This window comes from Dietzia sp. IBK-p2-15D (assembly GCF_057773105.1).
This window is the reverse complement of sequence record NZ_JBYMTK010000011.1, coordinates 111,492-125,436: the sequence shown is the minus strand read 5'-3', so window position 1 is coordinate 125,436 and position 13,945 is coordinate 111,492. Positions and strand designations below refer to the sequence as shown.

The 13,945-nt window shown below is 71.4% G+C and carries 9 protein-coding genes and 1 rRNA gene; 7 read left to right on the top strand and 3 right to left on the bottom strand.

The window, feature by feature from the left end; all coding sequences use genetic code 11:
- Positions 1-3 precede the first annotated feature (3 nt).
- Positions 4-120: ribosomal RNA gene (gene rrf / locus AC3DEV_RS14420) — 5S ribosomal RNA — on the top strand.
- Positions 121-234: 114 nt separating this feature from the next.
- Here rrf and malQ read toward each other — a convergent pair.
- Positions 235-2,388: a 4-alpha-glucanotransferase gene (gene malQ / locus AC3DEV_RS14415; RefSeq protein WP_488372530.1), complete on the bottom strand. Its 2,154-nt coding sequence runs from the start codon at positions 2,386-2,388 to the stop codon at positions 235-237.
- 137 nt (positions 2,389-2,525) lie between these two features.
- On the opposite strand from malQ, the gene AC3DEV_RS14410 reads away from it, so the two are divergent.
- The 3 genes from AC3DEV_RS14410 (at position 2,526) to AC3DEV_RS14400 (ending at position 6,601) form a co-directional block, all read left to right on the top strand.
- A complete protein-coding gene (locus AC3DEV_RS14410) occupies positions 2,526-3,737 on the top strand; it encodes an acetyl-CoA C-acetyltransferase (protein WP_096905959.1) in 1,212 nt (403 codons plus the stop codon).
- A 37-nt stretch (positions 3,738-3,774) separates the two neighbouring features.
- Entirely contained in the window at positions 3,775-5,964 is a 2,190-nt protein-coding gene (locus AC3DEV_RS14405; RefSeq protein ID WP_341254990.1) for a 3-hydroxyacyl-CoA dehydrogenase NAD-binding domain-containing protein, read from the top strand.
- A gap of 235 nt (positions 5,965-6,199) precedes the next feature.
- Positions 6,200-6,601, top strand: a complete 402-nt coding sequence (locus tag AC3DEV_RS14400; RefSeq protein ID WP_407335711.1) for a MaoC/PaaZ C-terminal domain-containing protein — start codon at positions 6,200-6,202, stop codon at positions 6,599-6,601.
- A gap of 82 nt (positions 6,602-6,683) precedes the next feature.
- On the opposite strand, the gene AC3DEV_RS14395 is transcribed toward AC3DEV_RS14400, so the two are convergent.
- On the bottom strand, positions 6,684-7,835 hold the full coding sequence (locus tag AC3DEV_RS14395; RefSeq protein WP_488372529.1) for a MalY/PatB family protein: 1,152 nt from the start codon (positions 7,833-7,835) through the stop codon (positions 6,684-6,686).
- A 43-nt stretch (positions 7,836-7,878) separates the two neighbouring features.
- Positions 7,879-8,490, bottom strand: a complete 612-nt coding sequence (locus AC3DEV_RS14390; protein ID WP_256819849.1) for a hypothetical protein — start codon at positions 8,488-8,490, stop codon at positions 7,879-7,881.
- A 166-nt stretch (positions 8,491-8,656) separates the two neighbouring features.
- Between AC3DEV_RS14390 and AC3DEV_RS14385 the strand changes: the two genes are divergently transcribed.
- From AC3DEV_RS14385 to AC3DEV_RS14375, 3 genes are read left to right on the top strand one after another with little or no spacing between them, the layout of a single operon-like run.
- The gene (locus tag AC3DEV_RS14385) at positions 8,657-10,114 is read left to right on the top strand and encodes a nitrate/nitrite transporter (RefSeq protein ID WP_488372528.1); all 1,458 of its coding nucleotides are present in this window, start codon (positions 8,657-8,659) and stop codon (positions 10,112-10,114) included.
- A gap of 40 nt (positions 10,115-10,154) precedes the next feature.
- Entirely contained in the window at positions 10,155-12,326 is a 2,172-nt protein-coding gene (locus AC3DEV_RS14380; protein WP_488372527.1) for a molybdopterin oxidoreductase family protein, read from the top strand.
- Entirely contained in the window at positions 12,323-13,840 is a 1,518-nt protein-coding gene (locus AC3DEV_RS14375; protein WP_488372526.1) for an FAD-dependent oxidoreductase, read from the top strand. The genes AC3DEV_RS14380 and AC3DEV_RS14375 overlap by 4 nt, the downstream gene beginning before the upstream one ends.
- Positions 13,841-13,945: the final 105 nt, after the last annotated feature.

Sequence of the window (13,945 nt, the reverse complement as noted above, 5' to 3'; positions counted from 1 at the left end):
AGTTACGGCGGCCATAGCGGCAGGGAAACGCCCGGTCCCATTCCGAACCCGGAAGCTAAGCCTGCCAGCGCCGATGGTACTGCACTCGTGAGGGTGTGGGAGAGTAGGTCACCGCCGAACACAACTTCACACGAGAGCCCCGAATCACCCTCACCGGTGACTCGGGGCTCTCGTCATTTCACCCACACCAGGCCGGCCCACACCAGGCCGGCCCGCACCAGGCCGACCCGGCCATCAGGCCAGCCGACCGCCGGCGGCACCCATCACCCGACGCGCCAACAACGAACCCCGCAACTGCTCCACACCCACCACCTCACCACCAGGACCCGACAACGGCACCCGCCAATTCGGATACTCATCCGACGTCCCCGGAACATTCACCGCACGGCGATCACCCACGAGATCCGCCACCGACACGGCGAACAACAACGACGGCGACCCGGCCACGAATCGGTGCAGTGCCACGACTAGATCCTCGGGGGAGGCCCCCTCGAGCAAGCCACGCTCCCGCACGACAGCAGTGAAGGCCCCGATCTCGGCCGCGGCACCACGACGTTCCTCGGCGATGTCGCCCGTCAACTGCCCCAACTCCTCGCGGACATCCACATGGGTGAGGTCGGCGTAGCCGGCGGTCGGCGGGAGATCATGGGTCGTCACCGACGCCATACACAACCGTCGATAGTCCTCAGGCGGGATCGGGGCGTCCTCGTCCTGCTCGAACCACATCACGGACGTGCCCAGGATCCCGAGCTCGGACAACGTCTCGCGGACCCCCGGAGCCACCGTTCCCAGGTCCTCGCCCACCACAACCGCGCCGGCACGTGACGCCTCGAGCGCGAGAATTCCGAGCATCGCCTCGTGGTCATAGTGGACATATGTGCCCTCGGTCGGAGCCGCGCCCCGGGGAATCCACCACAGCCGGAACAGGCCGAGGATGTGATCGATCCGGACGCCGCCTGAATCCCGCAATGCCGCGCGGACGATGTCGCGGAAGGGACGGTAGCCCTCCTCGGCGAGGGCGTCCGGACGGAGCGGCGGCTGCGACCAGTCCTGACCGCGTTGGTTATAGGCGTCCGGGGGAGCACCCACCGAGACCCCACGGGCCAGTGAATGGTGGAGCGACCACGCATCGGCGCCCGTGGGATGGACCCCCACCGCCAGATCGTGCAGGACCCCGAGACGCATCCCCGCAGCAACGGCCTCCCGTTGAGCGTGCGCCCGCTGCTCCGCCACCAACCACTGCAGCCACTGGTGGAAACGGATCTCCTCCGAGTTCTCGGCGGCGTAACCCGCGACGGCCTCCGAGCCCGGATCCCGGAGTTCCTCCGGCCAGGTGGACCAGTCGGAGCCGTGGTCGCCGGCCAGCGCGGACCACGTGGCGAAGCCCAGAATCCCGGGCTGCTCGTCGACGAACCGGTCGAACGACTCGGCCCGGTCCCGGGACAGCGGGACCGTGAACAGGATCCGCAACGCCTCGAGCTTCGCGGTCCACGAACTGTCACGATCGATCGTGTCCACAGTGTTGGTCGCAGCCGCGGTGCGGGCCAGGTCATCCACGCGACGGCGATCGGCGGCGGACAGGGCGGAGTACTCCGGCACGAGCTCGGGGCGCAGGTACAGGGGGGAGGCGAACCGGCGGGTCGTCGGGAGATAGGGCGACGGACCGACCGGCACGAACGGCTCACCCGCATGCATGGGGTTGACCAGGACGAAGTCCGCGCCGAAGTCGCGGCTCGCCCACCCGGCGAGGTCCCCGAGGTCGGCCAGATCGCCGACGCCCCAGGACTGTTCCGACCGGACCTGATAGATCTGTGCCGCCAGCCCGACTGCACGGTGCTCCTCGAGTCCGGCGGGCACGGGGATCGCGCGGGGATGGACCAGCAGGGTGCACTCACTGGAGTGGCGGGTGCCGTCCGGGGCTCGGACCACTGCGGTGACGCGATGCCATCCGACGGGCAGATCATCGGGGACCGCCAGAGTGACCCGCTCCATCGCCACCCCGTCGACATCCCGGGCGATCCGGGGTTCGTCGAGGGGGAGCAACGTCGACGGCACGTCGGCGTCCTCGAGAAGGACCTCGACATTCACGATCGCGCCGCGCGGGACGTGGACCGGGCACCCGATGGCGGTGCCCTCACGTGCCACCAGCGTCGGTGGCAGCACACGTCGCCAGGGGCGCAGACGAACAGCGGCGAGCGCCTCACGTTCGGAGACGCCGCCCTCGTCGTCGTCGCCGCCGACCTCGACGCCCATCGCGGCGAGCACCGCGCGCAGGGTCGAGGCCGGGACCTCGCGACGGACGCCGTCGGCGTCCTCGTAACTCGATGCGACGCCGCAGACGTCGGCGAGCTCGGCCAGGGCAGGGGATACGGCGTGGTTCTCGGTCACGGGACCCACTGTGCCACCGGAGCGGGCCCGGTGAGTCCCCGGCAGAAACGGACCGCAGTCCGAACCGTCCTGTGGGCACAACGTAGTGTGAAGCGGAACACGTATCAGCTCGCCCAGAGAAAGGCCGTGGACCACCCATGACCGAGGCATTCATCTACGACGCCATCCGGACTCCGCGAGGCAAGGGCAAGCCTGGCGGCGCTCTGCACGGGGTCAAGCCGATCGACCTGGTCGTCGGCCTCATCGAGGAGATGCGGCGGCGCTTCCCCGATCTCGACGAGAACCGGATCTCCGACATCATCTACGGGATCGTCACCCCGACGGGGGATCAGGGCATGGACCTGCCGCGGATCGCCGCGCTGGCCGCAAAGATGCCCGACACCGTCGCGGGTGTGCAGATCAACCGTTTCTGTGCCTCCGGTCTGACCACGATCAACATGGCAGCGCAGAAGATCCGCTCCGGGTGGGACGAGGTCGTCCTCGCCGGTGGTGTCGAGTCGATGTCCCGGGCGCCGATGGGCTCCGACGGCGGCGCCTGGGCTCTGGACCCGGCCACCAACTACGACACCTACTTCTCCCCGCAGGGGATCGGCGCTGATCTCATCGCCACCCTCGAGGGATTCACCCGCGAGGACGTGGACCGCTACGCCGAGCGCTCGCAGCGCCTGGCCGCCCGCGCCTGGGAAGAGGGGCGCTTCGCCAAGTCCGTCGTGCCCGTCAAGGACATCAACGGCGTCACCATTCTCGACCATGACGAGCACATGCGCCCGGGCACGACCGTCGAGGCACTGGCCAAGCTCAAGCCGTCCTTCGCCATGGTCGGCGACATGGGCGGATTCGACGCGGTGGCGCTGCAGAAGTACCACTGGGTCGAGGAGATCAACCACGTCCACCACGGCGGCAACTCGTCCGGCATCGTCGACGGCGCCGCGCTCGTGGTGGTCGGATCGGAGAAGGCCGGGCAGGAGATGGGCATGACCCCGCGCGCCCGCGTCGTGGCCGCGGCCACCTCCGGTGCCGACACCACCATCATGCTGACCGGGCCCACCCCGGCCGCCAAGAAGGCGCTCGCCACCGCCGGCCTGACCCCCGACGACATCGATCTGTGGGAGCTCAACGAGGCCTTCGCCTCCGTCGTGCTGCGCTTCCAGAAGGACATGAACATCCCCGACGAGAAGCTCAACGTCAACGGCGGCGCCATCGCGATGGGGCACCCCCTCGGCGCAACCGGCGCGATGATCACCGGCACAGTGCTCGACGAGCTCGAGCGCACCGGCGGCAAGCGCGCCCTCATCACCCTCTGCGTGGGTGGCGGCATGGGCGTGGCCACCATCATCGAACGCGTCTGACCCGCACCGACACCACAGGCATAGGAGTAGAAAACCAGTGAGCGAAAACATGTTCCGGTGGGAGCAGGACGGCGACGGCATCGTCACCCTCACCATGGACGACCCCGACCACGGCGCCAACACGATGAACGCCCGGTTCATCGACGACTTCTCCGCCACCGTCGACCGCATCGAGGCCGAGAAGGAGTCCATCAAGGGCGTCGTGCTGACGTCCGCCAAGAAGAGCTTCTTCGGCGGCGGCGACCTCAAGTCCATGATCAAGGCCGGTCCCGACCAGGCCGACGAGCTCTTCGAGCGGTCCATGAGCATCAAGGGCCGCATGCGCGCTCTTGAAACCTGCGGCGTTCCGGTCGTGGCCGCCCTCAACGGCGCGGCCCTGGGCGGTGGCCTCGAGCTCGCGCTCGCCTGCCACCACCGCGTCATGGCCGACGCCCGCGGCGCCAAGGTCGGCCTGCCCGAGGTCACCCTCGGGCTGCTGCCGGGCGGCGGCGGCATCGTCCGCACCGTCCGCATGTTCGGCCTCGCGCAGGCCGTGCCCAACATTCTCATGTCCGGCCGGTCCTTCGCCCCGGACAAGGCTCTCAAGGCCGGCCTGGTCGACGAGGTCGTCGAGCCCGAGAAGCTCCTCGACGCAGCCAAGGCCTGGATCAAGACCGACCCCGAGGCGAGCCAGCCGTGGGACCGCAAGGGCTGGACCCTGCCCGGCGGCACCATCAGTGACCCGGCGCTGGCCGGCGTCCTGCCGTCGTTCCCGGCGAACATGCGCAAGCAGACCAAGGGCGCACCCTCCCCGGCACCGCGCGCCATCATGGCCGCCGCCGTAGAGGGCTCGCAGGTCGACTTCGCCACCGCCGAGAAGATCGAAGCACGCTACTTCGTGTCCCTCGTCACCGGCCCCATCGCGAAGAACATGATCCAGGCGTTCTTCTTCGACATGCAGCACTGCTCCTCGGGCGGGGCCCGGCCCAAGGCCGCCGACGGCTCGGAGATCCCGCGCACCCAGTTCACGAAGGTCGGTGTCCTCGGCGCCGGCATGATGGGCGCCGGCATCGCGTACGTGTGCGCGAAGGCCGGCATCGAGGTCGTGCTCAAGGACGTCGAGCAGGCCTCCGCCGACAAGGGCAAGGCGTACTCGGAGAGCATCGAGGCCAAGGCCCTCGAGCGCGGTCGCACCACGCAGGAGAAGTCCGACGCCCTGCTCGCCCGCATCACCCCCACGACAGACCCGCAGGCCCTGGCGGGGTGCGACCTCGTGATCGAGGCCGTCTTCGAGTCGCCCGAGCTGAAGAAGAAGGTGTTCCAGGAGATCGAGGACATCGTCGCGCCCGACGCGCTGCTCGGCTCCAACACCTCGACCCTGCCGATCACCGACCTCGCCACGGGCGTCAAGCGGCCCGAGGACTTCATCGGCCTGCACTTCTTCTCGCCCGTCGACAAGATGCAGCTGGTCGAGATCATCAAGGGGGACAAGACCACCCCGGAGACGCTGGCCAAGGCGATCGATCTCACGCTGGCCATCCGCAAGATCCCGATCGTGGTCAACGACTCGCGTGGCTTCTACACCTCACGGGTCATCGGCACGTTCGTCAACGAGGCGATCGGGATGCTGGCCGAAGGCATCGAGCCCGCCACCATCGAGCAGGCCGGCCGCATCGCCGGCTACCCGGCGGCCCCGCTGCAGCTGTCCGACGAGCTGAATCTCAACCTCATGGTCAAGATCCGTCAGGCGACCCGCGACGCCGCAGAGGCCGCTGGTGAGGAGTTCGTCCCCGACGCCGTCGACCAGGTGATCCTCAAGATGGTCGAGGAGCTCGATCGTTCCGGCCGCGCCGCCGGCGCCGGGTTCTACGAGTACGCCGACGGCAAGCGCGCTGGATTGTGGTCGGGCCTCCGCGAGGCGTTCAACACCTCCCCGGACAACGCACCCCCGCTGCAGGATCTCATCGATCGCATGATCTTCGCCGAGGTCCTCGAGACGCAGAAGTGCGTCGACGAGGGCGTGATCGTCGACGACGCGGACGCCAACATCGGCTCCATCATCGGCATCGGATTCCCGGCGTGGACCGGCGGCACCCGCCAGTACGCCAAGAACTACTCCGAGCCGGGAGCCAAGGTCGCCACCGGGTACAAGGGCTTCGTCGCCCGCGCCGACGAGCTGGCCGCCAAGTACGGTGAGCGCTTCTCGCCCACCGAGTCGCTGAAGAAGCTGGCAGCCGAGCAGGGCTGACCTCCTCCCACACGGCCCGTACGGCGGTCGTCCCGGGGATACCGGGGCGGCCGCCGTACGAGCATCCCGGCGCGTGCGAACGCCTCTCGGTGTCACGGAACGTGTGCACCACCTCGCGTGGGAGGGCGTTCGGGGCCGTTGTCCCCATGGCCGATTCGCAGAAAGGGAATGTGAGATGTCTGGGCTTATCGCAGCCGACGATCTGCATAGCGGATATCTGATCCGACTCGGGGAGATGACCCTCTCGGAGGACGAGATCGTCGACTTCGCGTCCGCGTGGGATCCCCAGTGGTTCCACACCGATCCGGCGGCGGCGGCGACCGGGCACCACGGAGGGGTGATCGCCAGCGGTATCCACACCCTGGCGGTCCTCCAGAAACTCAGCGTGGAGGCGTTCTACTCACGGGCGGCCGTGATCGCCGGGCGCGGATTCGACCGCCTGCGCTTCACCGCACCGGTGCGTCCGGGCGACACGCTGAGGGGCTCGGTCACCGTGACCGAGGTGAGCCTCGACGAGACGAGGGGCCGCGTGGGGATGGACATCGAGATGCACGATCAGGACGCACGGACCGTCCTCACCGCCACGATGACGGTGTTCCTGTGGCGCCGCGGCCACGGTGGCGCCGCCGGCGGGTGACGGCGGGGCCGGGTGACACCGCCGGCGGGTGACGGCGGGGCCGGACCCGAACCCGATCCGCGCGAGCGCGTGGAATCCGGCGTCAGCCGCGCTCTGCGGCGACCCGGCCCATCCGCACGAACGCCTCGGTGAGCAGCTCGGCGGAGCAGGCGAAGTTCACCCGGGCGAAGCCCTTGCCCTCCGCGCCGAACGCCGGCCCGGGGCTGAGCGCCACCCGTCCCTCGTCGAGGAACGCCGCGGCCGGGTCGTCGCCCAGGCCCGGGTAGCCGCGCAGGTCGATCCACGCCACGAACCCGGCGTCGGGCCGGCGCCACCGCGCGCGGGGAAGGTGCTCGGCCAGCAGCCGCTCCATCAGATCGAGGTTCGACGCGAGCGCGGCACGCAGCTCATCGAGCCAGTCCAGGGACCCGGTCAACGCGGCCTCCGCGGCGAGTGCCCCGAAGTGCCCCACCGCGCCCGACAGCGCCGAGCGCCGGACGTGGAACCGCTCCGGGTTGCCGTTGATCACGAACGCGCACTTGAGTCCGGCGAGGTTGAACGCCTTGGACGCCGACGAGATGGCCAGCCCCACCTCGCGCGCGGTGTCGGAGACGGCCAGGAACGAGTGGAACTCCACGCCCGGCATGGCCAGGGGCGCCCAGATCTCGTCGGAGACCACCACGGCGTCGTGCCGCGCGGCCAGGTCGGCGAGCTTGGCCAACTCTGCCTGGCCGTGAAGAACGCCCGTGGGGTTGTGCGGGTGACTGAGCAGCACGGCCCGGGCCCCATCGGCCAACGCCTGCTCGATGCCCGCCAGGTCCAGGCGCGGGTCCTCGCCGTCGTGGTCGACCAGGGGCACCGCGACCGGCGTCATCCCCACGCGCCGGATCCACGGTCCGAACGGCATGTACACCGGCGGCGTGTACACCACGCCGCTCCCGGCCGGGATGGTCCGGGCGAGGGTCTCCCGCACGCCCACGCCGACGTCGTTGACCGGCACCACCGCGTCCTCCGGCACGTCGTACCCGAAGCGCGAGTAGTACCGCGCGCACACGCCGGCGAGTCGCTCGATCTCGGCGAAGTAGCCGGTGTCGCCGTCCGCCACCGCGGCGGCGAGGCGCTCCCGGATCGCCGGGGCGAGCAGGACGTCGGTCTCGGCCACGAACAGCGGCAGGACGTCCTCGGGGTAGGCCACCCACTTCTGGCTCCGCCGTCTACGCAGCTCGGACTCGGGGACATCCAGGGGGAACGGCACGGCGGTGGATCCTTTCGCAGCGGGTTCGACCGTCCCAGGTTACTCAGCTGCCGGGCACGAACCCCGGGTGCACCCACACGTCGAAGTCCCGGGAGTCGGCGCCGAACGGGGAGAGCGGCATCAGCGAGACCCACGTGGTGGTAGTCGAGCCGGGGACGGTGCCGGCGGGGATTCCGATACCGCCCGACGTGGTGGGCCATTCCCGCTCGTAGGCCAGGTCGTAGGCGCCCCGGACGCTCCCGTCGGCCGCGGACCCCGTCGATCCGGTGATCACGTCCGAGAGCACCGTGATGCGGTGGAGCCGGTGCGGCGTCCCCGAGGGGTCGCGTTGCCAACAGTCCGATCCCTGGGACACGTAGTTCGAGCACCAGATCTCCGTGTCCGTGCCGAACGGGGAGAGTACGCGCATGGGTGCTCCGTTCGGGGCCCAGAACTGCGGATCCGACGGCGCGACGGCGTAGGGCCAGTACGAGAGCTCGGCCCATCCGAACGGGCCGTCGGTGGCGGGTGGGAACGGGCGGTCGGCGGGCCAGGCGGGATCGTCGAGTGACTGGGCGAGGGCGGCGGGCGCGGTCGCGAGGGGGCCGAGCAGCGGCGTGGCCAGGATGACCGCGGCGAGAGCGACGCGGCGGAGTCGTGTGACGGTGCGTGACATGGACCCAGTCGACCACGCGAGCGGCACCCTCACAGGCCGAACCGCCAGACGTGAGTACACCGTGACGGGACCGTCACGACGGGTAGCGCAGGGGAAACAGCGGATTCCTACGGTGGCGTGGCACAGGGCGCCGGCGGGGCGCCCGCTACCGGGGAGAGGTGAAGCGATGACGCGCTCGCACGTGATCGAGGACTGGGATCCGGAGGACACGGCCCAGTGGGAATCCGGGGGCCGGCGCACCGCGATGCGCAATCTGTACTGGTCGGTGTTCGCCGAGCACGTGGGGTTCTCGGTGTGGACCCTGTTCGCCGTGATGGTGCTGTTCATGCCCACGGACGTCTACGGCCTGGACGCGCCGGACAAGTTCCTGGTCTCCGCGGTGGTCACCCTCACCGGCGCGTTCCTGCGCATCCCCTACACGCTGGCCACCGCGACCTTCGGCGGCCGCAACTGGACCATGTTCTCCGCGTTCGTGCTGCTCATCCCGGCGGGGGCGATGCTGTGGATCATGGCCAATCCCGGGCAGCCGCTGTGGCTGTACCTGGTGGTGGGCGCCCTCGCGGGCCTGGGCGGCGCCAACTTCGCCTCGTCCATGACCAACATCAACGCCTTCTTCCCGCAGCGCATGAAGGGCTGGGCGCTGGGCCTCAACGCGGGCGGCGGCAACCTGGGCGTGGCCACCATCCAGGTGGTGGGGCTCGTGGTGATCGCCGCGGCCGGAAACCGCTCGCCGCACTGGGTGATCGCGGTGTACCTGGTCCTGCTGGTGGTCGCGGGCATCGGCGCGGCATGCAAGATGGACAACCTCGAACACCACACCGTGGACGTGACGAGCATGCGCGACGTGGCAGGCGACCGCGACGGCTGGGTGCTGTCCCTGCTCTACATCGGTACCTTCGGCTCGTTCATCGGGTTCAGTTTCGCCTTCGGGCAGATGCTCACCATGACCTTCACCGGTAACGGGCAGTCCCCGGCCGACGCCGCTCTCCACGCCGCGCAGATCACGTTCCTCGGCCCGCTGCTGGGCTCGTTGACCCGCATGCTGGGCGGCCGCCTGTCCGACCGCTTCGGCGGTGCCCGGGTCACCCTGGTGACCTTCCTCGGCATGGCCGCGACGACGGTGGCGCTGATCGTCACCTCGAGCATGCAGGCGGCCGACGGCGGCCGACTGTCCGGCGGCGCGCTGGTGTTGTTCTTCGCGGCGTTCCTCACCCTGTTCGCGCTCACCGGAATGGGCAACGCCTCGGTCTACAAGATGATCCCCACCGTCTACGAGGCCCGCAGCCGCGGTCTGGACCTGCCGGATGCCGCCCGGGCGGCGTGGTCGCGAGCGCATTCGGGCGCCCTCATCGGGGTCGCCGGCGCGGTCGGCGCGTTCGGCGGGTTCCTCATCAACATGACCCTGCGCAGCTCCTACCAGTCGTCGGGGTCCGCGACCTGGGCGTTCGTGGCGTTCACGGTCTTCTACGTGGTGGCGGCGCTCGTCACGCGGGCGGTGTACCTCCGGCGTCCGACCGCCGCGCCGACGGGGGCCGGGGCAGCGGCGACAGTGCCCGGGGCCGCGGCATCCCGCACCGCGTCGGAACAGGGCCGGGCCGCACGTCCGGTGCCGGCCGCGCGCTGACCGACGGGGACGAGGGGACGACGACGACGAGGAGAGCACCATGACGACCGTTCGCAGCAGCCCGGAGGTGCCGAACCTGACGACGGTGCCCGAGCCCGTTGAGGCGGGCCCCGGCGGGGACCGGCCCACCCACACGCACTGCCCGTACTGCGCCCTGCAGTGCGCGATGACGGTGACGCCGGCGGCGGACCCGGCCGAGGCGGTCGAGGTGGCGCCCGTGTGGTTCCCCACCAACCGTGGCGGGCTGTGCCGTAAGGGGTGGGCGTCGGGAGAGCTGCTCGATCACCCGGGCCGACTCACCACCCCGCTCATCCGTCACGACGGGCGCCTGGAACCGTGTGACTGGGACACCGCCCTGGACCGGGTGGTCGAGGGGGTCCGCCGGGCGCAGGCCGCCGGCGGGCCCGACGGTGTGGCCGTGTTCGGCGGGGGCGGCCTGACCAACGAGAAGGCCTACCAGCTGGGCAAGTTCACCCGCCTCGCGCTGGGCAGCCGGCTCATCGACTACAACGGCCGCTGGTGCATGTCGAGCGCTGCGGCGGCTGCGAACCGCAGCTTCGGACTCGACCGCGGGCTGCCGTTCCCCGTCACCGACCTCACCGACGCCCGGGCCGTGATGCTCATCGGTGCCAACCCCGCCGACACGATGCCGCCGTTCCTCCAGCACCTCGACACGGCAGCACGCACCGGCGGGCTCGTCGTGGCCGACCCCCGGCTCAGCGCGACCGCGCGGCGCGCCCTCGACGGGGGCGGCGTGCACCTGCGCCTGCGCCCCGGCACCGACGCGGCTCTCGCGTTGGGACTGCTGCACCTCGTCGTCGTCACCGGCGCGGTCGACACGCAATACATCGCCGAGCGGACCAGCGGATTCTCCGACGCGTGGGCGCACGCCGCCGCCTGGCTCCCCGACCGCACCGAGCGCGTCACCGGCGTCTCGGTCGCCCACCTCGAGCGGGCGGTCGCCCTGCTCGCCGATGCCCGCGACGCCGGGGCGGGGTCGTACATCCTCACCGCCCGGGGCGCCGAGCAGCATGCCGACGGCACCGCCGTGGTGGGCGCTGCGATCGCACTCGCCCTCGCGTTGGGTCTGCCGGGGCGGCGGGGGAGCGGCTACGGCACCCTCACCGGGCAGGGAAACGGCCAGGGCGGCCGCGAGCACGGGCAGAAGGCCGATCAGCTTCCCGGGTACCGGATGATCACCGACCCCGCCGCCCGCGCGCACGTCGCCGGGGTGTGGGGAGTGGACCCGGAGCAGATCCCCGGGCCGGGTCTGTCGGCGTTCGAACTACTCGACTCGCTCGGCGGGCCGGGCGGGCCCACCGCGATGCTGCTCCACGCTTCCAACCCGGTGGTCTCCGCGCCCGACGCCGACCGGGTGGCCGAGCGGCTACGCGCGCTGGACACGCTGGTCGTGGCCGACTTCGTCCTCTCGGAGACCGCCGCGCTGGCCGACGTCGTCCTGCCCGTGCCCCAGTGGGCGGAGGAGGAGGGCACGCTCACCAGTCTCGAGGGCCGGGTGCTGCGGCGACGCCTGTCCGTCACCCCGCCCGCCGGCGTGCGCGACGAACTGTGGATCTGGCACGAGCTCGCCCGCCGCCTGGACCGCGGACCCGAGCGGTTCCCGACCGACGCTCGCGCGGTGTTCGATGAGCTCGCCCGCGCCTCCGCCGGCGGCAAGGCCGACTACTCGGCGATCGACTGGGACCGACTCGACGCCGGCGAGGCCCTCCACTGGCCGTGCGGCGCCGACTCGCCGGACGGCACGCCCCGCCTGTTCCTCGACCGCTTCGCCACGCCCGACGGCCGCGCCCGGTTCGTCGTGGACGAACCGCGCGCACCCGCCGAACCACCCGACGCCCAGTTCCCGCTGCTCGGCACCACCGGCCGCCTGCTCGCGCACTACCAGTCGGGCGCCCAGACCCGGCGGGTCGCCGAGCTCGCCGGCGCCGAACCGGACATGTGGGTGCAGGTCCACCCCGTCGTGGCACGCGCGGCCGGCCTGGTCGACGGCGAAGCGGCGCGCGTCGTGTCGCGGCGGGGCGCGGTCGAGGCCGTGATCCGCTGCGACGAGGACATGCGCACCGACACCGTATTCCTGCCGTTCCACTTCCCGGGCGACGGCCGGGCCAACCTGCTCACCCTGCCGGAGCTCGACCCGCACAGTCGGATGCCCGAGTTCAAGGTGTGCGCGGTCCGGCTGGAGGCGGCATGAGCGCGCGCCGCGTCGTGGTGGTGGGCGCCGGGATGGCAGCAGCCCGACTCGCGGAGGAACTGCGCGTCGGCGAGCCGGACCCGCAGCGGTTGTCGGTGACCGTGCTGGGCGCGGAACCGGAGGAACCGTACAACCGGATCATGCTGTCCCACGCCGTCGCGGCCCGGCCGGTCGCCGCCCCCGCCGCCCCCGACGCGCCCGCAGCGGCTCCCGCGGCCCCCGCCCCCGTCGCGCCAGCGCCGGTTGCCCGGCTCAAGCCCTCGGCCTGGTGGGAACGGCACCACATCACGGTCCGAACTTCTACACCTGTCGCGGCGATCGACCGCGCCTGCCGCGAGGTGGAACTCGCCGATGGCGAACGCATCGGCTACGACCACCTGGTCCTGGCCACGGGCGCCGCACCCCGCATCCCGCCCGTCGACGGCATCCGCGGTCCCGGCGGCGGCCTGGCGCCCGGCGCGTTCACCCTCCGGGATGCCGCGGGCCAGCGAGAACTGACCGCTCATCTCGCGGCCCACCCGGGCCCTGTCGCGGTCGTCGGTGCGGGCTTCATCGGTCTGGAGATCGCCTGCGCACTCGCCGGGGCGGGGCACGACGTCGTCGTCGTCCACCCCCGCGACCGGCCCATGAACGGGTGCCTCGACGCCGGCGCCGGCGCCGTACTGGTCCGCGCCCTCGCCGCGCTCGGGGTGCGGGTGCTGACCGGCGTGCGCGCCACGCGGTGGGACGGGGCCACCCTGACGCTCGACGACGGCGAGGTGCGCTGCCGGACCGTCGTACTCACCGCCGGGTCCGCGCCGCGGACGGACCTCGCACGCGACGCCGGGCTGGAGGTGGGCCACGGCGTGGTCGTCGACGACGAGCTGGCCACCAGCGATCCCGCCATCTCCGCGATCGGCGACTGCGCGCAGCACCGGGGCGTCGTCAGCGGACTGGTCGCACCCGCCTGGGACCAGGCCGTGGCGCTGGCCGCCCGGCTCAGCGGCGCGGACCCGCAGGCGAGATACCTCGGGGGCGCGGAGGTGACCAGGCTCAAGGCCCACGGGCTCGACGTGGTCGCCCTGGGCTCGCTCGCGACCGACGTCTACGGATCGCGGTGCCCCGACACCGGTGCGCCCATCGAGGTCACGACCCTGAGCGAACCCGCCCGCGGCCGGTATGCGCGCGTCGACGTGGCGGGGGGACGGGTGGTGGGGGCGGCGCTGGTGGGGCACCCGGAGCCCGTCGGGACACTGACGCAGCTGTTCGAGAACGCTCTTCCCGTGCCGGACGACGTCGTGTCGGTGGTGCTGGGACGCGCCGAGGCGGTGGCCGCACAGACCCCGTCGACGATGCCGGCCGCGGCGGTGGTCTGCCGCTGCAACGGTGTGAGCAAGGGGGACCTGGTCGCGGCCTGGGCCGACGGCGCGCGCGACAACGATGCCCTGGCGCAGCGGACCCGCGCCGGGACGGGCTGCGGTGGGTGCTCGTCGGCGGTCGAAGGGATATGCGGATGGCTACAGGAGGCTGGATGACGGGGGACGAGCGGTCACGGGACGCGGCGGCGGGGGCGTGCGGTGCTGCGGCGGGGGCGGACGAGGCGGTGGAGGGAAACCTGCCGGACACACGCCTCGTTCATG

What these genes read in the sequence shown, in the direction of transcription:
- AC3DEV_RS14385 (WP_488372528.1), top strand. Translation starts at nt 8,657, where the DNA reads ATGACGCGCTCGCACGTGATCGAGGACTGGGATCCGGAGGACACGGCC.
- AC3DEV_RS14380 (WP_488372527.1), top strand. Translation starts at nt 10,155, where the DNA reads ATGACGACCGTTCGCAGCAGCCCGGAGGTGCCGAACCTGACGACGGTG.
- AC3DEV_RS14390 (WP_256819849.1), bottom strand. Translation starts at nt 8,490, where the DNA reads ATGTCACGCACCGTCACACGACTCCGCCGCGTCGCTCTCGCCGCGGTC.
- AC3DEV_RS14375 (WP_488372526.1), top strand. Translation starts at nt 12,323, where the DNA reads ATGAGCGCGCGCCGCGTCGTGGTGGTGGGCGCCGGGATGGCAGCAGCC.
- AC3DEV_RS14410 (WP_096905959.1), top strand. Translation starts at nt 2,526, where the DNA reads ATGACCGAGGCATTCATCTACGACGCCATCCGGACTCCGCGAGGCAAG.
- AC3DEV_RS14400 (WP_407335711.1), top strand. Translation starts at nt 6,200, where the DNA reads ATGACCCTCTCGGAGGACGAGATCGTCGACTTCGCGTCCGCGTGGGAT.